This is a genomic window from Streptomyces sp. WI03-4A (assembly GCF_033792105.1).
GTDB classification, from domain to species: Bacteria; Actinomycetota; Actinomycetes; order Streptomycetales; family Streptomycetaceae; genus Streptomyces; species Streptomyces collinus_A.
Genome location: NZ_JARAUO010000004.1, coordinates 162,401 through 187,305, shown reverse-complemented (window position 1 = coordinate 187,305; position 24,905 = coordinate 162,401). Strand labels below are relative to the sequence as shown.

Annotated in this window: 5 protein-coding genes and 1 pseudogene; 4 read left to right on the top strand and 2 right to left on the bottom strand. The window is 74.7% G+C overall.

Features of this window, described 5'->3' with window-relative positions; genetic code table 11:
* Positions 1-107: 107 nt before the first annotated feature.
* Positions 108-747, bottom strand: a pseudogene (locus tag PV343_RS07165) (HAD family hydrolase).
* A gap of 217 nt (positions 748-964) precedes the next feature.
* Positions 965-1,582: an SUKH-4 family immunity protein gene (locus PV343_RS07160; RefSeq protein WP_319146032.1), complete on the bottom strand. Its 618-nt coding sequence runs from the start codon at positions 1,580-1,582 to the stop codon at positions 965-967.
* A gap of 304 nt (positions 1,583-1,886) precedes the next feature.
* On the opposite strand from PV343_RS07160, the gene PV343_RS07155 reads away from it, so the two are divergent.
* The 4 genes from PV343_RS07155 to PV343_RS07140 all read left to right on the top strand — a co-directional run bounded on the left by PV343_RS07155 (position 1,887) and on the right by PV343_RS07140 (position 24,892).
* Complete coding sequence (locus tag PV343_RS07155) at positions 1,887-2,639, top strand: thioesterase II family protein (protein WP_319145914.1); 753 nt, start codon at positions 1,887-1,889, stop codon at positions 2,637-2,639.
* Positions 2,640-3,556: 917 nt separating this feature from the next.
* Positions 3,557-4,765, top strand: a complete 1,209-nt coding sequence (locus PV343_RS07150) for a cytochrome P450 (protein WP_387951704.1) — start codon at positions 3,557-3,559, stop codon at positions 4,763-4,765.
* A gap of 89 nt (positions 4,766-4,854) precedes the next feature.
* Positions 4,855-6,204, top strand: coding sequence for a serine hydrolase domain-containing protein (locus PV343_RS07145; RefSeq protein ID WP_319145912.1), 1,350 nt, complete (start codon positions 4,855-4,857; stop codon positions 6,202-6,204).
* Between the two features lie 124 nt (positions 6,205-6,328).
* Positions 6,329-24,892: a non-ribosomal peptide synthase/polyketide synthase gene (locus PV343_RS07140; protein WP_319145911.1), complete on the top strand. Its 18,564-nt coding sequence runs from the start codon at positions 6,329-6,331 to the stop codon at positions 24,890-24,892.
* Positions 24,893-24,905 lie beyond the last annotated feature (13 nt).

Here is a 24,905-nt window from a genome sequence, read left to right as displayed (position 1 = left end):
CCGGGAGGGATCCGTGTCTTCGATGCCTTCGCGCACGATCACCGATGCCGTGATCACACCAGCCACACAAAGATCATCTCAGTGGCACCCGGTGACGGCAGGCAGACTCAGGCTGCGGTGTTCCCGTGAGGGCCGGACATGAAGGCCAGGATGTGAGGAACTGCCTCACGCAGACTGGCGAAGTGGCGATGCACGCCCTCCACCCCGGCAGCGGCGTTCACCCCCCCACACCGTCATCCCGGCGCCCAGGCCGGACCGCACTCCGGACGGGGCATCCTCGACAACCAGGCAGTCTCCCGGCTCGGCTCCGAGCTGCTCAGCGGCCAGCAGATACGGGGCGGGAGAGGGCTTGCCCTCCTCGACAGCGGCCGCGTCCACGATCACACCCGGCACCGGCAAGCCCGTACGCAGGAAACGGCCGCGCACCCGGTGCTCATAGTTCGAGGTCACCAGCGCCCAGCACTTCGGTGGCAGGCTGTGCAGCAGGTCCGACGCGCCGTCGAAGGCCGCGTAGACGCCGGATCGGACGTCTTCGTCCTCCAGCTCATGCAGCGTGGCCAGGCACGCGCGCGGGTCTCGGTCCACAGCGACCTGGGCGAACGTTTCCATCGGCCGGGTCCGCAGAGCCACCTGGTAGACCTCGTCCGCATCCAGCCCGTACCGCTCCGCCCAGGTTCCCCAGACCTTGCGCTGGTTGCTCACCGCGTCGATCAACGTACCATCGACGTCAAAAAGGACGTACTTCATGCGGCCCGGCCGCGTAGGTTCACTTGACACCCGTCGATCATGCCAGGCTGCATACAGGCGATTGCGGGACAGCTCTTAGTCCAGTTCACCGTGGGGGCCGAGTGCGTCGAGGATCGCACATACGGCAACAGGTGTCCCGGCATCGGGAATGCCGACGGGCGAGACCAGCCGGCTCCGGCCCCCGGAACACCGGCGCCCGGGTTACTTCACCCGGCGATCACCTGGGGCGCGAGCGGGCTGCCGGGCTGTTGCCCGTGAAGCGCTGGCCCATGGCGATCTCATCGCCCACTACCGACCAGACGGTTTCCCCGTCCTGGAAGGGAAGCGGGTCGATACTGCTCGTCTCCTCACGAATGCGCTCGACCTCGCCGTCCAGGCGCTCGAAGTCGGCTTGCTCGTCGCGGTCGTCGCCGCTGAAGGTGAACGTTTCGAGCAGGCGCTGAAACCGGACGGTGACCTGGATGAGGGAGGAGACGTCCGAGTGGAGTTCCTGCACGATCTCCGCGTCGGCGTCGAAGGCATGGATCTTGCCGGAACCGGGGGCGAGGGCAAGGTGGGAGTTGAGCAGCCAGCCGACGACAGGCCATTGGTCCGCGTCCTCCGAGACGTCCGCGAAGTCCTCGATGTCGACGACGTCCTGGACACGGGGCAGCCGACCGGAGTCCCCATCCGGCTCACGGAGCCATAGTGTCCCGGCGGGGACACCGACGGTCTGCAGGAGGCGGGCACCCTCCGTGTTCACGGCGGAGGTCGGGAAGGCGGTGACGGGCAGGGTCGCGATCCGGCCCTCGCCGAAGCTTTCGACGAGCTGGCTGCGGGTGATGTCGAAAAGCACTATGAACTCCGAACTCGGCCGAGGACGTGATCGCCGGGGGACTCTTGGTGGACGGAAGGGGTCGCTCATATGTCGTCTCTCTCCTGATCGGCAGGGTAGAGGGTGGCCCAGAGCTCGAGCAGGAGTGCCGGCAGGGGAGTGGAGGGAGTCTCGGCGATCTCCTCCCCGGGTGCTCCGCCGCTCGAGGGCGCCGCGCGGGTGATCTCCTCGACGGCCGGCGGGCGTTACCGTACGGTCGGCGGTGGTCACACCGAGTCGGCCGGGGCGCGTGGCCTGGCCGCAAGAACGAAGGGCGGGGGCGCCGGTGAAGGGCGACGAACCTTGGATCAGGCCACTGCGCGGTGCCGCGGAGCCTCGCGCGCGGGTGCTCTTCTTCCCGCACGCCGGTGGCGCCGCCTCGTTCTACGCTCCCTTCGCGCGTCGTTTCCCCGAGGCGCACCACGTCGCGGCCGTCCAGTACCCGGGGCGGCAGGAGCGCTTCGGTGAGCCGTTCGTGGCGACCGTCGAAGGACTCGCCGACCGGGTGGTGCCGGCCCTGCGGCGGTGGGCGGCGGAGCCTGTACCGCTCGTGCTCGTCGGCCACAGCATGGGGGCGTCCGTCGCCTTCGAATCGGTACTCCGGCTCGCGCGTGAGGGGCTGACGGCACACTGCCGTCTCGTGGTCTCCGGGCGGACCGCCCCCTCGGTGCCGCGCGAGACACCCGCCTGCGACACAGATCAGGAGATCCTGGACCACATCGCCGGTCTCGGCGGCACCGACGCGGCGGTCATCCGCGATCCGGATCTGATGGACCTCTTCCTGCCCGTTCTGCGCAATGATTACCGGGCGGTCACCCGGTACCGGCCGGCCCCCGACGCCGTCGTCGACACCCCCGTACTCTGCCTGACGGGGGATCGGGACCCCCGGGTGGGGCCGGATGAGGCCGCGGCCTGGAAGAGTCACACGAGCGCTGGTTTCCGGCTGGAAATCCTCCCTGGGGGACACTTCTTCCTGACGGACCATCCGGACACCGTCGTGCGGCTCGTCGCCGAGTGCGCCGGCTCGGAGGGGCGTTGACCGAGCCGGACGGGCACCGCGTCCGCGGCACCCCGGACCCCGCTCGTACTGCCCCTATCCCGTTGAGGCGCGTCGTGCGCACACCGAGACCACGCGCGTCGCGAACTCCGCCGGCGCACCGCGGAGTTCCCTGTGCGGAGCCCCCGCCCTCGGCCCCCGGGCCGCATGTCCTCAGTGGCTGTCGTCGCCCAGGATGGCCGAAACCGTGAGGCTGGACGTCTCCAGCGTCCCAGACGGAACGGCGCAGGTGGCGGCGGCTGTGCCCCGGTTGGCGGCAAGAAGGTCCAAATCCTTTGTGGCACAGGGAGTTTGAGGGTGGCGCGAAGGGATACACGCTCGTAGCGCTGGGTCGGTGCCGGTCCGTCGCCTCCTTCCACTTCGGGGGGTTGCCATTCCGTCACCCGACGTGAAAACTGTGAGCGCATTCGATCCGGACGGATGGGGTCGAAGCGCATTTCATGCACACAAAAGCACCATTTGCGGCACAGGGGAGTCCCGCGCGGCTCATCGCGCGGGCTGAGTCACTGGGGGATGTGGAGATGTCTGCTGGGTGCCCGAGGCGCGCGCTGCAAGGCCGCGGACGCGCGGACCTGCCGGCCGCGCGGCGGATCTTCGGATCACCCGGAACCACCGCCCTGCCGGATGGACCCCGACCCTGGGCAGACGGAACCCGACCCTGGGCAGACTGACGCCCTCCGAGACCACGTCGCATGCCGCGACGGGACGCACGGGCGGGACGCCCCGAGCGGCTGGCCGGTGCCCGACCGCGCTTCGGCCGTCTCGCGCGGAGTGAGAGCTGCCCCCGTGGTACCAGACCTGTCGACCGCGCCCGTCACGACACGGGCTACCCGTCCGGCGACCCCCACCACCGTGGACGGCCCACGCCGGGCCCGCGCGTCCTCACCCAAGGAGAACCGGTGACAAGCACTCGACCGACCGGGATCGCATCGCCCTTGAGCGCGTTACCCGAGCGGTGGCGGTCCTTACGTGAGGCGGGCCCCGTGACCTATGACGAAGCGCAGGGTCAGTGGCGCGTCGTGGACCATCAGGGAGTCTCCGCCGTACTGGCCGACCCTGCGACCTACTCCTCCGACCTCACGACGATCACTCCCACCCAGGAGGACTTCGAGGTCTTCCGGCAGGGCAACTTCGTCGGCATGGATCCGCCGGAACACCGCAAACTGCGGACGCTGGTGAGCCAGGCCTTCACCCCCCGGGTGGTCCACGGGCTGGAACCGCGCATCGAGGACGTCTGTGCGCGTCTCCTCGACGGTGTCGCCGACCGGGACCGGTTCGACCTGGTCGACACCCTCGCCTACCCCCTGCCGATCATCGTGATCGCCGAACTCCTCGGCATCCCCGCCGACGACCACAGACTCTTCCAGGAGTGGGCCGGCACCCTCTTCGGCGGCGACCAGCTCGGTGACAGCCTCGACATGGCCGACCTGGAACGGGCGCTGGAGGCCATCGCCCCGACCGTGCGCGAGATGAACGGCTACGTGCTGGACCACATCCGGCGCCGCCGGGCCCGGCCCGGGGACGACCTCACCAGCCGGCTCCTGGCCGCGGAGGTGGACGGGACGCGCCTGGCGGACGAGGAGATCGTCGGATTCGTCGCCCTGCTGCTGGTGGCCGGGCACATCACCACCACCGCGCTGCTCGGCAACGCCGTGGTCACCTTCGACCGCCACCCCGGAACCCTGCCCGCGCTGCGCGAGGACCCCGGCAGGCTGCCGGACGCCGTCGAGGAAGTGCTGCGCTGGCTGCCGCCCTTTCCCGAGCTGGGGCGGCGCACCACCAGACCGGTGGTGCTCGGCGGCCACGAGATCCCGGCCGACACTCTGCTGATGGTGCACCTGGGTGCCGCCAACCGCGATCCGTCCCGCTTCACCGACCCGGACGTCTTCGACGTGGCCCGCAGTCCGAATCCCCATCTGACCTTCGGCCACGGCATCCACTTCTGCTTCGGCGCGCCCCTGGCCCGCCTGGAAGCACGGATCGCGCTCCGCATGCTGACGGAACGTTTCCCCACCCTCGCGGTCCCGTCCTACGACGACGTCACGTACCAGAACCCGGCCGTCCTCGTCGGCGTACGCCACCTGCCGATCGCCGTCACCAGGCCCTGACGCGCCGGCGCGCGCAGGCTCCGCACCGCTCACCCGCGGACCGGCCGCGTTCCCTCCCCGCACCCGCTCTCACCAGGAGTCCCCCGCTGATGCCGTACCACAGTGCTGCCCCGGCCGCCGAGCGGCCACAGTCCCCGTTGCGCGACGAGGTGCAGAGCCGCCTCGACGCACTGGCCCGCGCCCACCGTGTCCCCGGCGCCCAGCTGGCCGTCCACACCGGCACCCACACCCTGAGCGTGCACACCGGCACGGCCGACGCCGCGACGGGAGCCCCCTTCACCGCCGACACGGCCGTACCCCTGGGCTCGGTCACCAAGATCGGCACGGCCGCCGCGGTGCTGCTCCTCGCCGACGACGGAGACCTCGACCTCGACGAGCCCGCCGCGGAACTCGTGCCGGAACTGCGGCCGTTACCCGAGGTGTCCGTGCGGCACCTGCTCAGCCACACCGCCGGCCTGCCCACCGGACCCGACTCCGACAGCGCCGCCGGCACCACCGCCGCACGCTACCTCTCCGCGGTCTGCACCGCGCGGAACGCCCTGTTCCCGCCGGGAACCGGCTTCTCGTACTCCAACGCCGGCTACGTCGCCGCCGGCCGGCTCGTGTCCGAAGTGACCGGCATGACGTGGCAGGAAGCGTTGCGCGCGCTCCTCATCGAACCCCTGGGCATCGTCCCCGCCTTCCTGGGCGACACCGCTCCCGCGCGGCCGATAGCCACCGGTCACGCCCTCAACACGGCCACCGGCCTGGTGCGCCCCGCCCACCAGAACCTCGCGCCCGTGGAGGCCCCGGCCGGAGCCCTGCTGGCCAGCGCCGAGGACCTCGCGGCCCTGGGCAGGGCGGTCATCGGCCGGTCCACCGTCCTGCCCGCGTCCGCCGCCGCCCGGATGCGCCGCCCCGAACCGGCCGCCCACCCGGGTGCCCTGGCGGACTCCTGGGGCTTGGGCCTCGCACTCTTCGAGCAGGACGACCGTCTGTGGTGCGGTCACGACGGGAACGCCCAGGGCACCTCCTGCCACCTGCGGGCCGAGCCGGACAGCGGCGTCGTCGTCGCCTTCACCGGCAACGCAGGCGGCGCCACCGCCCTGTGGCGGGACCTCGCCGCCGACCTCGCCCGGCTCACCGGCATCCGTGTGCCGGCCGCGGCGGTCCCGGCCCGCCGCGGTCCCGCCGTACCGCTGCCGGGGTGTGCCGGCACGTACCGCAACGGGAGCACCGAGTACGCGGTCAAACTCGACGGGGACGGCACACCGACGCTGTCCGTGGACGGCGACTGCCCCATCCCGCTGGTGTGTTATCCGGACCTGTCCTGCGACCTGGTCGACCCTGCCACGGGCCGGCACGAGCCGGGAGGTCGCTTCCACCGCGACCCCGCCACCGGGATCATCGACCGCCTGCAGATATCCGGACGCACCGCGCGCCGCACCGGCACCGTCTGACCGAGCCCCGCGTCACGCACCCGCCCCGTACGCAAGGACCCCGCACCGCTCCGGTGTGCCCGCGGGCTGCCCGCGACCGCCGCGCCGGGTCCGCGTGCCCCCACGCCCGAAGGACTTCACCCCGATGACGGACCTGCACGCCCAGCAACCCGCCGCACCCGCCCGCCCATCGGCCGGCACCGCCCCGCCGCAGGCCCGCCCGGAGCACGCCACCCGTCACGTCCCGCTCGGTGAGCTGTTCACCCGATGGGTGACGCGCGACCCGCAGGCTCCCGCGGTGACCGACGGCCGGCGCACCTGGACGTACGGGGAACTCGCGCGGCGGGCCGGCCGGCTGGCCGCCCACCTCGTGGCGAGCGGCGCCGGGCCGGAGCGGACGGTGGCGCTGGTCCTGCCGCGCTCGATGGAACTGATCGCCGCCGAACTGGCCGTGGCCCTGGCCGGCGCCGCCTTCCTCCCGGTGGACCCCGGCTATCCGGCCGAACGGCGGGCGCTGATGCTCGCCGACGCCGCACCGGCCGTCGTGCTGGACGACCCGGACCGGGTCCGCGCACTGATGGACACCGGGGACCAGGAGCCGTACGCGTCCGGGAGCCGCGTCCTCCCGGACCACGCGGCGTACGTCATCTACACCTCCGGCTCCACCGGCACCCCCAAGGGCGTCACCGTCACCCACCGCGGCATCGGCGGCTTCGCCGCGGCCGCCGCCGAACGGTACGCCGCCGGCCCGGGCGACCGCGTGCTGCAGTTCTCCTCACCCAGCTTCGACGCCTCCGTACTGGAGCTGTGCGTCTCCGTGCTGTCCGGCGCCCTGCTGGTCGTACCGCCGGACGGGCCCTGGCTGGGCGACGAACTGGCCGCCGTCCTGGACGAACACCGCATCACCCACGCCCTCATCCCGCCCGCGGCGCTCGCCACCCTGCCCGACCCCGCGGACACCGGTGGCGCGCCGCACCTGCGCACCCTGATCGTCGGGGCGGAGGCCTGCCCGGCCGCGCTCGTCGACCGGTGGGCGCCGGACCGGCGCATGATCAACTCGTACGGGCCGACCGAGGCCACCGTCGTCGCCACCTGGACCGGACCGCTGACCGCCGGCACCGGGACACCGGCCATCGGCAGCCCGCTGCCCGGCACCGAGGCCCACGTCCTGGACGCGGCGATGCGCCCGGTGCCGTCCGGCACCGAGGGCGAGCTGTACGTGGGCGGCGACGGCCTGGCCCGCGGTTACCTCGGCCGTCCCGGCCTGACCGCGACCCGGTTCGTCGCCCACCCCTCCGGGCCGCCCGGCGCCCGCCTGTACCGCACCGGCGACCGGGTGCGCCGGCGGGCGGACGGCGAGCTGGAGTTCCTCGGCAGGGCCGACCGGCAGGTGAAGGTGCGCGGCTTCCGTATCGAACCCGGCGAGATCGAGACCGCGCTGACCCGCGACCCCGGCGTCCGCGAGGCCGTCGTCGTGGTCCGCGACGAGGAGCCCGCCCGCGGCCGGCTCGTCGGCTACGTCACGCCCGCCGACCCGGCCCGCAGACCCGAGCCCGCCCGGCTGCGCGCCGCCCTCGCCGCCGTCCTGCCCGCCCACATGGTGCCCTCCGCCATGGTCGTCCTGGACGCGATACCGCTCACCCCGCAGCACAAGACCGACCTGCGGGCCCTGCCCGCTCCCGGCGGCGCTTCGGCCGAGGAGCACGTCGAGCCGCGCACCGACGGGGAGCGGACCCTGGCCGGCATCTGGGCCGACGTCCTCGGCGTCGGCACCGTCGGCGTCACCGACGACTTCTTCGACCTCGGCGGCGACTCGATCCTCGCCGCCCGCACCCTCTCCCGGATCCGGGAAGCCTTCGGCGTCGGACTCTCCCTGCGCGACGTGTTCACCGCGCGGACCGTCGCCGCGCTCGCCCCGCTGACCGCCGAGCCGTCCGCCGCCGCAGCGCCGGACCCGATCCCGGCCGCCCCGCGCGGGGAGCCCGTCCCGCTGTCCAGCGCCCAGCGGCGCCTGTGGTTCCTCGACGACCTCGCCGGCGGCGGAGCCGAGTACAACACCGGCGTGGCACTGCGGCTGCGCGGTCCGCTCGACACGCCGGCCCTGCGACGCGCTCTGGACCGGCTCGCCGCCCGCCACGACTCCCTGCGCACCACCTTCGCCACCGTCGACGGCCAGGGCGTCCAGCTGGTCGCCGCCGAGGCGGTGCTGCCGCTGCGCACCGCCGATGCCGGGCAGCTGCCCGACGACCGGCGGGACGACGCCGTGGAGCGCCTGCTGACAGAGGAACTGCACCGCCCCCACGACCTGACGACCGGCCCCCTGACCCGGGCGCTGCTCGTGCGCCGCGCCCCCGAGGACCACGTCCTGCTGCTGGCCCAGCACCACATCGTCACCGACGGCTGGTCGGTCGGTGTCCTGACCCGGGACCTCGCGGCGCTCTACCGGGCGGAGGCGTGCGGCGAACCGGACGGCCTTGCCCGGCCGGGCGTGCAGTACCCGGACTTCGCGCTGTGGGAGCGCGCGCGGCGCACCGGCGACACGGACGCCGACGACCTCGGCTACTGGAAGCGCCACCTGGCCGGCATGCCGCAGCTGGAACTGCCCACCGACCGGCCCCGGCCGGCGGTGCGCACCACCGCGGGAGCGGCCCACCGCCACGATCTCCCCGAGCACCTGGTGGACCGGCTGCGCCGGCTCGCCCAGGGCCGCGGCACGACCGTCTTCACCCTGTTCGCCGGGGCGGCGGCCGTGCTGTTCTCCCGCTACTCCGGGCAGCGGGACGTGGCGTTCGGGACCGTCACCACCGGGCGGGACCGCCGCGAACTGGAGGACGTGACGGGCTTCTTCGCCAACACCGTGGTGCTGCGCGGCGAGGTCGACGACGCCCTCACCGTCGACCGGTTCGTGGAGTCCGTGCGGGCGACCGTCCTGGACGCCTTCGCGCACGACGGCGTCCCCTTCGACCGGGTGGTCGAGGAACTGGCCCCGCCGAGAGACCCCAGCCGCACACCGCTGGTGCAGGTGCTGGTGGTGCAGCAGACCGCGCCCGACCGCCCGCCGGCGGTGGCCGGCGTGCGGATCGAGGAGCACCCGCTGCCCCGCCCGGCCGCCCGCTTCGACCTCGTGCTGGAGTTCGCGCCGCGCGCCGACGACGGCTGCGAGCTGACCGTCGAGTACAACACCGGCCTGTACGACGCGGCGACCGCGGCCCGGATGAGCCGGCAGCTGCACCGCCTGCTGGAAGGCATGGCGGACGGCCCGCACCGGACACTGGCCGAACTGCCGCTGCTGTCGGACGACGAGCGGCGCACGCTCCTCGACTCCTGGAACCCGCCCGCGCCGGCCGGCGAGCACGCCGACAGCGCCACGCTTCCCGCGCTGTTCGAGGCGCAGGTACGCCGGACCCCCGACCGGACCGCCGTGACCTGCGACGGGATCCGGCTGGACTACGCCGCGCTGAACCGGCGCGCCAACCGGCTCGCCCGGCTGCTGACGGCGCACGGCGCGGGCCCAGAGTCCCTGGTGGCGCTGTGCCTGCCGCGCTCCGCGGACCTGCTGCCGATGCTGTGGGCGGTCCTGAAGTCGGGCGCCGGCTACCTGCCCGTCGACCCCGGATACCCGGCCGAGCGGATCCGCTACATGCTCGCCGACGCGGGCCCCGCGCTCGTCGTCGCCACCCGTGAGACCGCCCACGCGCTTCCCGACGACTGCGAGCCGCTGCTCCTGGAGGACGCCGAGCCGTCCGGCGACGGCGGAGCGGACCTGACCGATGCCGACCGGGTCCGGCCGCTGCACCCGTCCCACCCCGCCTACGTCATCTACACCTCCGGCTCCACCGGTCGCCCCAAGGGCGTGGTCGTCACCCACCGCAGCGTGGCCGCGCTGGCCGCCTGGACCGAGGAGACGTTCGGCGCACACGGGCTCGCGCACGTCGTCGCGTCCACCTCCCTCAACTTCGACGTGTCCGTCTTCGAGCTGCTGTGCCCCCTGCTGGCCGGCGGCAGCGTCGAGGTGGTCGCCGACCTCCCGTCCCTCGCCGACGTCTCCGAGCCGCGCAAGGTGGGACTCCTCAGCGGCGTCCCGTCCGTGCTCTCGCGCATGCTCGGCTCCGGCGGCGCCGTCGAGGCCGGCACCGTCGTCCTGGCCGGCGAGGCCCTGCCGGCCCGGACCGTGCGGGACATCACGGACGCCATGCCCGCGGCCCAGGTGGCGAACCTCTACGGCCCGACCGAGGCCACCGTGTACGCCACCGCCTGGTTCGCCCACGGCACCGTGCCCGACCAGGCCCCGCCCATCGGCCGCCCCGTGGCACGTACCCGCGCCTACGTGCTGGACCGCCTCCTGCGCCCTCAACCCCCTGGGGTCACCGGCGAGTTGTACCTCGGCGGCGGCGGACTGGCCCGCGGCTACCTGCGGCGCCCGGGACTGACCGCGGCGCGCTTCGTCGCCGACCCGTTCGGCGCCCCCGGCGACCGCATGTACCGCACCGGCGACCTGGTGCGCTGGAGTGCCGACGGCACACTCGAATATCTCGGCCGCATCGACCAGCAGGTCAAGGTGCGCGGCTTCCGCATCGAACTGGGCGAGGTGGAGGAGGCACTGCGCCACTGCGCCGGCGTCACCGAGGCCGCCGCGACGGTCCGCGACGGCGACGGCCACCGCCGCCTGGCCGGATACGTCGTCCCCGCCCCGGGCGCCCGCGTGGACCCGGAGGCGGTGCGCCGCGAACTCGGCCGCACCCTGCCCGACTACATGGTCCCCGCGGCCGTCGTGGTGCTGCCCGCTCTGCCGCTCAACGCCAACGGCAAACTGGACCGCGGCCGGCTCCCCGAGCCCGCACCCGCCGAAACGGCCGCACGCCACGTCACCCCCCGCACTCCCACCGAACGGACCCTCGCCGCCATCTGGGCCGACGTCCTGCACGTGGAGCGGGTAGGGGCGGACGACAACTTCTTCGCGCTGGGCGGCGACTCCATCCTCAGCATCCAGGTCGTCGCCCAGGCCCGGCAGGCGGGCCTGACCATCACCTCGCGGGACGTCTACCGGCATCAGACGGTCGCCGCCCTGGCCCGCCGCGCCGACGAGGCGGGAAGCCGGCGGCCCGCCGCCGCGCCCGCACCCGTCGACGCGAGCGGCCCCGCCCCGCTCACCCCCATCCAGCACTGGCTGCTCGACAGCGCCGCCGAGCGGGCCGGGCACTTCGCCCAGACCCTCTCGGTGGAACTGCGTGCCGACGTCGACGCGCGGGCACTCGAAGCCGCCCTCGACGACGTGATCACCCACCACGACGCCCTGCGCTCCCGCTTCCCCGCCGACGGAACGGGCGTACGGTGGCTGATCGACGGCCCGGCCGCCCGCTTCCGCCTCGCCCACCACACCGGCCCGGACACCGACACCCCGCACCTCGGCCCCCACGACCTCGGCGACGGACCGATGCTGCGTGCTGTCCTGCACGACCGGGGCCCCGGACGACCGCCCGTACTGCACCTGGCCGTTCACCACCTCGTCGTCGACGGAGTCTCCTGGCGCCTGCTGCTGGAGGACCTCGACCTGGCCTACCGCGCCCGCAGCGCCGGCGGGGACGGAGCGGCGGCGCTGCCCCGGAAGTCGTCCCCGCTGCGGCAGTGGGCCGAGCGCCTCGCCGCGCACGCCGCCGCCGGCGGCTTCGACGACGAGAAGGAGTACTGGACGCGGGCGACCGACGGCGCCCGGTCCGGCCTGCCGTCGGACCGGACGGGCACCAACACCTACGCCTCACAGCGCTCGGTGACGGTACGCCTCGACCCGCACGACACCGAGGCGCTGCTGCGCACCCTGCCCGAGACCTACCGGACCCAGGCCAACGACGTCCTGCTCGCCGCCCTCGGCCGGGTGCTGTGCGGCTGGACCGGGCACGACCGGGTGCTGGTGGACGTCGAAGGCCACGGCCGCGAGGACCTGTTCACCGACATCGACACCAGCCGCACCATCGGCTGGTTCACCACCCGCCACCCCGTCGCCCTCGCCGTCCCGCCCGAGGCGGGCTGGGACGCCGTGCTCAAGCAGGTCAAGGAGCAGCTGCGCGCGGTGCCCCACCACGGACTCGGCCACGGCCTCCTGATCCGGCCGGCCCGCGACACCGCACCGCTGCCGGCGACCCCCGCGCAGATCAGCTTCAACTACCTGGGCCGCTTCGGGCTGTCCGGGACCTCCGAGGGTCTCTACGGCGGCCTGTTCCGCCCGCTGGAGCTGGACGCCGACCCCTCGGCGTCCCGCCCGCACGCCCTGGAGGTCGTGGGCCGCCTGGACGGGGACGGCCTGGAGTTCACCTGGTTCTACTCCGACGAGCTGCACCGGCCGGACACCGTCGAGGACCTCGCCGGGCGGTACGCCGACGCGCTGGCCGGTCTCGCCCGCCACGCGTCCCGGCCCGGCGCCGCCGGACGCACCCCCTCGGACTTCCCCCTCGCCCGGCTCGACCAGGCGCACGTCGACCGCATCGCGGGCGAGGACCCCGCGGAGGTGGAGGACGTCCACCCCCTCACGCCCACCCAGGCCGGCATGCTCTTCCACCGGCTCTCGCAGGACGACCGCGGCGTGTACTTCCAGCAACTGACGTTCGTCCTCGACGGCGTGCAGGACCCCGCCGTGCTGGCGGACGCCTGGCAGCGGGTCACGGACCGCACGCCGGTGCTGCGCGCCCGGGTGGTGTGGCAGGACGTCCCCGAGCCGCTCCTGGTGGTGCAGCGCCGGGCAGCGGTGCCGGTCGAACGGCTCGACTGGCGCGGCCTGTCCGACGTCGAGCGCGAGGAGCGGCTGCGCGGACTCCTCGACCAGGACCGCGCCCGCGGTGTCGACCTGACGCGCGCGCCGCTCCAGCGCCTGGTGCTGGCCCGGGTCTCCGACCGCGCTGTACGTGTCGTGTGGTCCTTCGACCACCTGATCCTGGACGGCTGGAGCCTGTTCCAGGTCCTCTCCGACGTCTTCGCCTGCCACGCGGGCCTGACGGGTACGGCGCACGCAGCGCTGCCCGACCGGCGCCCCTTCCGCGACTACGTCGCCTGGCTGCAGGACCGCGCCGACCGGGCCGAGGCCGAACGGCACTGGCAAAGCCGCCTGGACGGATTGGACGAGACCACCGCGCTGCCCTTCGACCGCGAGCCCCGCGAGAGCCACCGCGCCGAGTCCACGCGGGCGGTGCGCGTCACGGTGCCCGAGGCCACCACCCGGGCCCTGCGGAGCCTGGCCAGGACGGCGGGCCTGACCATGAACACCCTCGTGCAGGGGGCCTGGGCCGTGCTCCTCGGCCGCCAGGCGGCGACCGGAGAGGTGGTCTTCGGCACCACCGTTTCGGGACGGCCGCCCGAGCTGCCCGGGGCCGACGCCATGACCGGTCTGTTCATCGCGACCCTGCCCACCCGCGTGACCGTGCCGCGGGACGAGCCGCTGCTCACCTGGCTGGCCCGGCTCCAGCAGGAGCAGAGCGAGGACCGCCGTCACGACCACGTGCCGCTGCACCGCATGAAGGCGTTCACCCGGCTGCCCGAGCGCGCCGCCCTGTTCGACAGCATCGTGGTGTTCGAGAACTACCCGGTCGACGACTCGCTCGCCGCCGCGCACGGGCTGCGGCTCACCGGCCTGGACGGCATCGAGACCACCAACTACCCGCTCAGCCTCGTCGCCTACCCCGGTCCCGAACTCGCCCTGCGCCTCGGCTACGACCCGGACCTCTTCGACGCCGCCACCGTCGAGCGGATGGCCGAGTACCTCACCGTCCTGCTGGACGGCCTCGCCACCGTGCCGGGAAGCACGCCCGCCCGCCTGCCCCTGCTGACGGCCGCCCGGCGCGAGCAGGTGCTCCACACGTGGAACGACACCGCCACCGGTACCCCCGCGGCGACCACCGCGGACCTGTTCGCCGCGCAGGTGCGGCGCACTCCCGACACCGTCGCGCTGCAGGCCGGCGACGAGCGGCTCACCTACCGCGAACTCGACGAACGGTCCGCCGCGCTGGCCGCCCGGCTGGCCGCGCGCGGGGTCCGCCCGGAGGTCTCCGTCGGCGTCCTGATGGACCGCTCGGCCGGCCTCGTCGTCACCCAGGTCGCCCTCGCCCGCCTCGGCGGCGTGTACGTCCCCCTCGACGGCAGGGCGCCCCGAGAGCGGCTGCGTACGATGCTCGCTGAAGCCGGCGCCGACCTGCTGCTCACGGACGCGGCCTGGGAGGAGACGGCCACGGCCCTCCTCCCGAAGGAGCACGTGCTGCGGCCGGACGACGACAGCGCCTCGCCCGCGGAACCGGCGGCCGCGCCCCGCGTCCACCCGGACCACGTCCAGTACCTGATGTTCACCTCCGGCTCCACCGGCGCCCCCAAGGGCGTGGCGGTACGGCAGCGGGACGTCGCCGCACTCGCCCTCGACCGCGCCTTCGCCGGCCACGACCGGGTCCTCGTGCACTCCCCGCACGCCTTCGACGCCTCCACCTACGAGCTGTGGGTTCCGCTGCTGCGCGGCGGCACGGCCGTGCTCGCCCCGCCCGGGGACCTGGAGGCCGCCGCCGTACGTCACGCCCTCACCGGACAAGGCGTGAGCTGCCTGTTCCTGACGGTCGGCCTGTTCCGCCTGCTCGCCCAGGAGGACCCCGCCTGCCTGTCCGGCGCGCGCGAGGTGTGGACCGGCGGCGAGGCCGTGCCCGGCTCGGCCGTACGGCGCGTCCTGGACGCCTGCCCGGGCCTCACCGTCGTCGACGTGTACGGCCCGACCGAGACCACCACCTTCGCCACCCGGAGGGTCTTCCGCGCCGGCGACGCGCTGCCCGCGACGTTGCCCATCGGCCGCCCCCTGGACGACACCCGCGCGTACGTCCTGGACGGCGCGCTGCAGCCGCAACCGCCGGGCATCGCGGGCGAGTTGTACCTCGCGGGCGCCGGACTCGCCCGCGGCTACACCGGGCGCCCCGGCGCGACGGCGGCCCGCTACCTGGCCGACCCGTTCGGCCCGCCCGGCGGCCGGATGTACCGCACGGGCGACATCGTGCGCTGGAGCGCCGACGGCGAACTGCACTTCGTGGGACGCGCCGACGACCAGATCAAGATCCGCGGCTTCCGTGTGGAGCCCGCCGAGATCGAGGCCCGGCTCACCGCGCACCCGGCGATCGCCGAGGCCGTGGTGTCGGTGTCGCGGTTCGCGGGCCGCAAACGCCTGGTCGCTCACCTGGTACCCGCCCCCGGCGCGGCGCTGCCCGCGGCGGCGGAGCTGCGCGACCGCCTCTCCGGCGACCTGCCCGACTACATGATCCCGGCCGCGTTCGTCACCGTGGCCGAGCTGCCCCTGACCGCGAACGGCAAGGTCGACCGGCGGCGGCTGCCCGCACCCGACCTGTCAGCGGCGGCCGACACCGCCTACCGTGCGCCGCACACCGAGGCCGAGCGGGTGCTGGCCGGCATCTGGACCGAACTCCTGGGCGTGGAACGGGTCGGCGCCGACGACAACTTCTTCATGCTGGGCGGCGACTCGATCGTCAGCATCCAGGTCGTCTCCCGCGCGCGCACCGCGGGACTGGCGCTGACCCCGAGGGACCTCTTCCGGCACCCCACGCTCACCGCCCTGGCCACCGCCGCGACCGGGGCGGCCGCGACCGTCGCGGGCACCGGGCCGGTGACCGGAGAGACCGGGCTCACCCCGATCCAGCGCTGGTTCCTCGACGCCGAGCCGCCGCGCCCGGAGTACTTCAACCAGTCCGTGCTCGTCGAGGCGGCCGGGGCCGTGGACGCCGGCGCGCTGGCCGCGGCCCTGGCCGCGCTGTGGGTCCACCACGACGCCCTGCGCGCCCGCTTCATCCGCGCCGCGGACGAAACCTGGCACCAAGAGGTCGCCGCTCCGGACACCGAGGCCCCACGCCTGCTGGACGTCCACGACCTGAGCGACCTCGACGCCGAGGCCGCCGCGGCGGCCGAGGACCACCTCTCGCGGGAGGCGCACACCGACTTCCGGCTGGACACCGGCCCGCTGCTCGCCGCCCGGCTGTTCACCCGCGCGGACCGGTCCGCGCGCCTGCTGCTGGCCGCCCACCACCTCATCGTCGACGGCGTCTCCTGGCGCGTCCTGCTGGAGGACCTGGAGACCGCCTACGGCCAGGCCCGCGCCGGTGAGCCGATCCGGCTGCCGCAGCGCACGACGTCCGCGCGGGAATGGGTGCGGCGGCTCACCCGGAGGACCCGCGAGGGGGACTTCGCGGCGCAGCGTGCCCACTGGGAGGCCGTGTCACGGCACTGCGCCGAACCGCTGCCCGTGGACCTCGACGGCGGCAACACCGCCGGCGACCTGCGCGCCGTGACCGTACGCCTGGACCGCCGGCGGACCGACGACCTGCTGCGCCGGGTCCCCGGCGTCTACCGCACCCGCATCGACGACGTCCTGCTGACCGCCCTCGGCCGCGTGCTGGCCGACTGGACCGGCCGGGGCACCGTCGCCGTGGGACTGGAGGGGCACGGACGCGAGGACCAGCTCTTCGACGACCTCGACCTGTCCCGCACGGTCGGCTGGTTCACCAGCCTCTTCCCGGTCGCCCTCGACCTGCCTGACGGGGACTGGGGGACCGCGCTGAAGTCCGTCAAGGAGCAACTGCGGGCCATCCCCGACCGAGGCATCGGCTACGGCGCCCTCCGTCACCTCGCGGACGACGAGGCGCTCGCCGCCGCACCGCTGCCCGGCATCAGCTTCAACTACCTGGGCCGCTTCGACTGGTCGGCCGACGGCGGTGCGCTGGTCGGGTCCGTCCCAGGCGGCCTGGGCGGCGCCGAGGACCCCGGGGCACCACGACCGCATCTGCTGGACGTGGTGGCCCGGGTGGAGGACGACGAGCTGGAGATCACCTGGCACTACAGCGGCGGACGCCACCGCGAGGAGACGGTCGCCGCCCTCGCCACGGGCATGCTGCGGTCACTGGAGGAGATCGTCGCGCACTGCGCCGCTCCGGACGCCGGCGGCCGCACACCCTCGGACTTCCCGCTGGCCCGGCTGGACCAGGCCGCCGTCGACCGGATCGCGGGCGACGGACGCACCGTGGAGGACGTGTACCCGCTCACGCCGATGCAGGCGGGCATGCTGTTCCACAGCCTGATGGACTCCCGCGCCCGCACCTACGTGAACCAGGTGCAGGTCGTGCTGCACGGCGTCACCGACCCACGCGCACTCGCCGAGGCGTGGCAGCACACGGCGGACGCCAATCCGATACTTCGCACCCGCCTGGTGTGGCAGGAGACCGCCGAACCCCTCCAGGTGGTGGAGCGGCGGGCCGTCCTGCCCGTCACCCACCACGACTGGACCGGGCGGTCCGCGGCGGAGTGCGCGCGGGACATGGAGTCGCTGCTCGACGCGGACCGGCGGGCCGGGATCGACCTGGGCGCGGCCCCGCTCACGCGGCTCGCGCTGATCCGCCTGGCCCCGGACCGGGTGCGCATGGTGTGGACGTTCCACCACGTCCTGCTCGACGGCTGGAGCGCGGCGCAGGTGTTCGACGAGGTGTGCGAGCGGTACGCGGCGCTGACCGCCGGACGCCGCCCACAGGTGCCCGGCCGGGCGCCCTTCGCCGACTACCTGCGGTGGCTGGTCGCCCGGGACACCCACCGTGCGGAACGCTACTGGCGCGGGACGCTGGCCGGCTTCGCCGCGCCCACCGCCCTGCCGCGCGACCGGCGTCCTGCCGACGCCCACCGCACGTCGTCGTCGGGCACGGTCCGGGTGGCCCTCGGACAGGAGGTGTCGGCGCGGCTGAAGGAGACCGCGCAGCAGGCCGGACTGACCGTCAACACGATGCTCCAGGGCGCCTGGGGCCTGCTGCTGCACCACTTCGGCGGCGGCGACGACGTCGTCTTCGGCACGACCGTGTCCGGCCGCCCGGCCGAACTGCCCGGCGTGACCTCCATGGTGGGCCTGTTCATCAACACCGTGCCCACCCGGCTGCGGATCGACGGCCGCCGCCCCCTGCTGGAGTGGCTGCGCGAGGTGCAGGCCGCCCAGTCCGAGGCCCGCGGCCACGACTTCGTCTCCCTGGCCCAGGTCCAGGCCTGGAGCGAGGTCCCCGGTGGCACCAACCTGTTCGACAGCATCGTCGTCTTCGAGAACTACCCCTTCGACGCGGGCGCCCTGGCCCGGCACGGGCTCGCCATCGAGCAGGAACGCGACCTGGAGCCGACCAACTACCCGCTCAGCGTGGTCGTCGCCCCCGGCGACGACGTGACGGTGTCCCTCGACTACGACCCGGCGGCGTTCGACGCCGCCACCGTCGAAGGGCTCGGCGCGGCCCTGCGCACCCTGTTGACCTCGATGGCCGACGGGGCCGCCCACCGCCTGGCCGACCTGCCGGTGCTCGCACCGGACGACGGCCGCCGCCTGCTGGACCATCTCGCGGGTCCGGTGGCGGAGCTGCCGCACCGCACGCTGCCGGACGCCTTCGCGGCCCAGGCCGCCCGCACCCCCGACGCCCCTGCTGTGACCGCCGGGGACCAGAGCCTGACGTATCGTCAGCTCGACCAGCGCGCCGACCGGTTGGCCCGCCTCCTCATCGAGGCGGGGGCCGGACCGGAGCGGTTCGTCGCGCTGGCCCTGCCCCGCACCGCCGACCTGATCGTGGCCCTCCTCGCGGTCCTCAAGAGCGGCGCCGCCTACCTGCCGGTCGACCCCGGCCACCCGGCGGACCGCATCGCTTTCCTCTTCGAGGACGTCCGGCCCGACGCGGTGATCACCTGCGCGGAGACCTCCGCACGGCTGCCGGATGGCCCGTACACGCGGATCACCCTGGACGACGCGGCCTGCGCCGCACGTCTCGCCGCCGCGTCCGCATCCCACGTGAGCGACGGCGAGCGGCGGGGCACGCTGCTGCCGGGCCACCCCGCCTACGTCATCCACACCTCCGGCTCCACCGGCCGCCCCAAGGGGGTCGTCGTCTCCCACGCCTCGGTGGTGGCGCTGGCCGACTGGGCCGCCGCCGAGTTCACCGGCCGCGGACTCGCCCACGTCGTGGCCTCCACGTCGCTCAACTTCGACGTGTCCGTGTTCGAGATCCTCGCGCCGCTGCTGGCCGGTGGCCACGTCGAGCTGGTCCGCGACGTGCTGGCCCTCGCCGATCGGCCCGGGCCGTGGCGCGCCGGACTGCTCAGCGCCGTACCCTCCGCCCTGGGCCGCCTGCTGGCGGAGGACACCGTACGTGTCGCGGCCGACACCGTCGTCCTGGCCGGCGAGGCGCTGCCCGCCCGCGCCGTGCGCCAGGTGCACGCGGCGATACCCGGCTGCCGGGTCATGAACATCTACGGCCCCACCGAAGCCACCGTCTACGCCACCGCCTTCACCTGCGACCCGGCCGACCCCGACCGGGACCCGCCCATCGGCCGTCCTGTCGGCGGCGCCCGCGCCTACGTCCTCGACGCCCGTCTGCGCCCCGTGCCCGTGGGTGCGCCCGGCGAGCTGTACCTCGCCGGGACCGGTGTGGCCCGCGGCTACCTGAACCGGCCCGGCTTGACCGCGTCCCGCTTCCTCGCCGACCCGTTCGGCCCGCCCGGCGGCCGCATGTACCGCACCGGGGACCTGGTCCGCTGGACGGCCGACGGCGAACTGCTGTACCTCGGCCGGACCGACGACCAGGTCAAGGTGCGTGGCTTCCGCATCGAACTCGGCGAGGTGGAGGCCGCGCTGGCCGGGCACCCCCAGGTGGCGGCGGCCGCCGCCCGGGTCGTGGAGCACGACGGCCACAAGCGCCTCGTGGGCTACGCCGTGCCCCGCGGCGGCGACACCCCCGCACCGGCAGACCTGCGGGCCTTCCTCGCCCGGACGCTGCCCGACCACCTGGTCCCGGCCGTCGTGGTGCCGCTGGAGCGGCTGCCGCTGGGAGCCACCGGCAAGCTGGACCGGCGGGCCCTGCCCGAACCGGTCTGGTCCGCCCCCGCCACCGAGGGCAGCCGTGCGCCGCGCACCGCCGGCGAGCGGACGCTCGCCGGGATCTGGTCCGAGGTGCTGGGCGTGGCCGACGTGGGCGCGGCCGACAACTACTTCGCGCTCGGCGGCGACTCCATCCTCGGCATCCAGATCGTCTCCGCCGCCCGCCGGGCCGGTCTCGCGCTGACGCCCCGGCACCTCTTCCAGCACCAGACGATCGCCGAACTGGCCGCGGCGGTCGAGGAGGTCCCGGCCGCGACGGCCGACGCGGAACAGGGCCCGGTCGCCGGGGACGCCCCCCTCACGCCCGTCCAGCACTGGCTGTTCGACACCCTCGGCGGCGACCCGGCCCGCCTCACCCAGGCGGTCTCCTACGAGCTGGCACCCGACATCGACGTGGCGCTGCTGCGCGCCGCCCTCGCGGCGGTGCTGGAGCACCACGACGCCCTGCGCATGACATACGAACAGGACGCCGACGGACGGCGGCGCCAGTACGGCACGCCGCCGGGCGCCGCGCCGCACCTCGACGTGCACGACACGCCGCGGGAGCCGACCGCCGCGGCCGCCGACCTGTGCGCCGCGTTCGACCTGGCGAAGGGGCCGCTCCTCAAGGCCGCCCTGTGCCGCCCCGACGACCACCGGCCGCCCGTCCTCGTGCTGGCCGCCCACCACCTGGTCGTCGACGCGGTGTCCTGGCGCGTGCTCCTGGAGGACCTCGACGCCGCCCACCGGGCCCTGCGCGCCGGTGCCACGCCCGACCTGGGTGCCAAGACGACGTCCTTCCGCACCTGGGCCCGGCGCCTGGCCGCGTACACCGCGGACGGCGGCTTCGACGACGAGCTCGCGCACTGGAGCGGCCTGCGCCCCACCGCCCTGCCCACCGACCTCGACGGCGGCAACTCGGGCGCCGACGAGGAGACCGTGACGGTGAGCCTCGGCGAGGAGGACACCCGCCGGCTGCTGCAGGAGGTGCCGGACGCCTACCGCACCCGAGTCAACGACGTCCTGCTGTGCGCCGTCGGCCGTGTCCTGGCCCGCTGGACGGGGCAGGACCGCGTGGTGCTCGCGCTGGAGGGCCACGGCCGCGAGGACCTCTTCGACGACGTCGACCTCGCCCGTACCGTCGGCTGGTTCACCACCATGTTCCCCGTGGGCCTCGACGTGCCCCGCGACGCCGACCTCGCCACCGCGCTGAAGACGGTCAAGGAGAACCTCCGCGCCGTACCCAGCGGGGGAGTGGGCTACGGCGCGCTGCGGCACCTCCACCCCACGGCGGGACGCGACCTGCCCGGCCTGCCGCAGGTGGGCTTCAACTACCTCGGGCAGCAGGACCGGACCGCGCCCGCCGACGGCCTGCTGCGGGCTCCCCACGACGGACTGACCGGCGGCATGGACCGCTCGGCGGACCGCCCGCACCTCATCGACGTCCTCGGTCAAGTCGTCGGCGGGCGGCTGGAGTTCACCTGGTCGTACTCCCGGCGGACGCACCGGCACGACACCGTCGCACGCCTCGCCCGGGAGACCGCCGAGGAACTGCGGGAGATCGTCCGGCACTGCGCCGAACCGGGCGCCGGCGGCCGCACACCGTCGGACTTCCCACTGGCCGCCCTGGACCAGCGGGCCGTGGACCGGCTGGCCGGCGACGGGCGCGACGTCACGGACGTCTACCCCCTCACCCCCACCCAGACCGGCATGGTCGTGCACGGCATGGACGAGCCCGGCGAGGGCCTCTACGTCGAGCAGATCACCTTCGTCGCGGACGGCGTGCGCGACCCCCGGCTGCTCGCGGCCGCCTGGCGGCACGTCGTGGCCCGCACACCCGTCCTGCGCACCGCCGTCGCCCTGGGCGAGGCCCCGGTCCCGCTGCAGACCGTGCACCGCCACGTCACCCTGCCCCTCACCGAACTCGACTGGAGCGGCCTCGACCCGGCGCGGCGGCGGACCGCGCTCGAGCGGCTGCTCGACGAGGACCGCGCCCGCGGCATCGCCCTGGACCGCCCCCCGCTGCTGCGTGTCACCCTCATCCGGCTCGGCCCCGACGAGGTGCGCGTGGTGTGGACCTTCCACCACGTCCTGCTGGACGGATGGAGCGTCTTCCACGTCCTGTCGGACGTGATGGCCGCACACGCCGCGCTCGCAGCCGGAAGCGAGCCGGAACTGCCGCGGCGGCGGCCCTTCGCCGACTACGCCGCCTGGCTGGTCGGCCGGGACGCGGCCGCCGCCGAGGAGCACTGGAAGGCCGCCCTCGCTGGGTACGCCGCGCCCACCGCGCTGCCGTACGACCGCAGGCCCGCCCCTGGCGCCGCCGCCCGGTCGGGAACCTGGCTGTCCCGGCGGCTCGGCGCCGACGGCACCGCCCGGCTGACGGACTTCGCCCGCCGCCACCGGCTCACCCTCAACACGCTGGTGCAGGGCGCCTGGGCGCTGCTGCTCGCCCGCGCCGGCGGCGAGCGGGAGGTGTGCTTCGGCACCACCGTCTCCGGCCGGCCCGCCGACCTGCCGGGCGCGGACACGATCACCGGCCTGTTCATCACCACCCTGCCCGCGCGGATCACCGTGGACGAGTCCACGCCGTGCGCGACGTGGCTGCGGGAGCTCCAGGACGCCCGAGCGGAGGACCGGCGCTTCGACCACGTGCCGCTGACGGACCTCCACCAGTGGAGCGAACTGCCGCCCGGCACCTCCCTGTTCGACAGCTTGCTGGTCTTCGAGAACTATCCCGTGGGCGACGCCACCGCCGGCGCGCACGGCGTGCGGATCCGGGACCTCGACGCCCGCGAGGCGACCAACTACCCGCTCACCGTGGTGATCTCGCCCGGCGACGAGCTCAGCGTGGAACTCGGCTACGACCCTCGGTACTTCGGCGAGGCGACGGCCGAGGCACTGGCCGCCCGGCTGACGCACACCCTGACCGCGCTCGCCGCGTCCGGCGACCAGGAGCCGCTGCACACCGTCGACGTGCTGCCGCCCGCGGAACGCCACCGGCTGCTGCACGGCCCCGCACGCCCGCACCTGCCGCCGGTGCCCCCGGCGACGCTGCCCGCGCTGATCGAGGCCGCGGCCGACCGACGGCCCGACGGGACGGCCCTCGACACGGGGGAGTCCACGCTGACCTTCGGCGAGGCGGAGGCCCACGCCAACCGGCTGGCGCACCACCTCATCGCGCGCGGCGCCGGGCCCGGCGACCTCGTCGCGCTGGTCCTGCCGCGCTCGGCGGACATGGCCCTGGCCCAGCTCGCCGTCGCCAAGACGGGCGCCGCCTTCCTCCCGGTGGACCCCGGCTACCCGGCCGAGCGGGTCGCGCTGATGCTGCGCGACGCGGACCCCGCCGTCACCCTCACCGCCGAGGAGGTCGCCGGCCTGCTCGCCGCGCCGCCCGACGGCACGCCCGCCCACCGGCCCACCGACGCCGACCGGGTCCGCCCGCTCCACCTGGACGACCCGGCGTACGTCATCTACACCTCCGGCTCCACCGGCACCCCCAAGGGCGTCGTCGTCACCCACCGCGGGCTGGCCGGCTTCGCCGCGGCCGAAGCCGCGCACTACCAAGTCGACGCGGGCGACCGCGTCCTGGCCTTCGCCACGCCCAGCTTCGACGCCTCCGTGCTGGAGCTGTGCATGGCGTGGCCGAGCGGCGCGGCCCTCGTCGTGCCGCCCCCCGGCCCGCTGCTCGGCGCCGACCTGGCCGGCTTCCTGCGCACCGCGGGCATCACGCACACCCTCCTGCCGCCCGCCGCGCTCGCCACCCTCCCACCGGACACCCCCGGCACCCTGCCGGACCTGCGCACCCTGATCGTCGGCGCGGACGCCTGCCGGGCCGAACTGGTCGCCCGGTGGGCACCGCACCACCGCATGGTCAACTCCTACGGCCCCACCGAGGCGACCGTCGTCGCCACCTGGTCCGACCCGCTGGAGCCGGACGGCGGCGCGCCGCCCATCGGCCGCGCGCTGCCCGCCACCGGCGCCTACGTCCTCGACGCGCGCCTGCGCCCCGTCCCGGACGGCGTGCCAGGCGAACTGTGGCTCGCCGGCCCGGCCCTGGCCCGCGGCTACCTGGGCCGACCCGGCCTGACGGCGACCCGCTTCACCGCCGACCCCTTCGGACCGCCCGGCACCCGCATGTACCGCACCGGCGACCTCGTCCGGCGCGACGCCCGTGGCGAGCTGCACTACCTCGGGCGCACCGACCACCAGCTCAAGCTGCGCGGCCACCGCATCGAGGCCGGCGAGGTGGAGGCGACCCTGGTGCGCCACCCGGCGGTGCTGGACGCCGTGGTGAGCGTGCGGGAGGACGAGCCGGGGCTGCCGCGCCTGGTGGCCCACCTGCTCGTCGCGCCCGGCGCCGAGCCGCCCACCGCGGCGCGGCTGCGGGCCTTCGCCGCCCGTACCCTGCCCGGCCCCATGGTGCCCTCGGCGTTCGTGACGCTGGACCGCTTCCCGCTCACGGAGAACGGCAAGACCGACCGGGCCGCGCTCCCCGCGCCCGGCCCGCAGGCGCAGGAGCCGGCCGCTCGGCACGTGCCGCCCCGCACCCCCACCGAGGAGGCCGTCGCCGCCCTGTGGGAGGAGGCCCTGGAGACGACCGTGGGCGCCGAGGACGACTTCTTCGACCTGGGCGGCGACTCCCTGCGCGCACTGCGGATCGCCTCCCGCGCCAACGACCTCTTCGGCGTGACCCTCACGCCCCGCGACGTCCTGGTCAACCGCACCGTCGCCGCCCTGGCGGACCTGGTGGAGGAACAGGTGCTGAGCGAACTCGAAGACGCCGCACGCGGCGACAGCGACGACGAAGAACGGTGAGGACCGGACGACC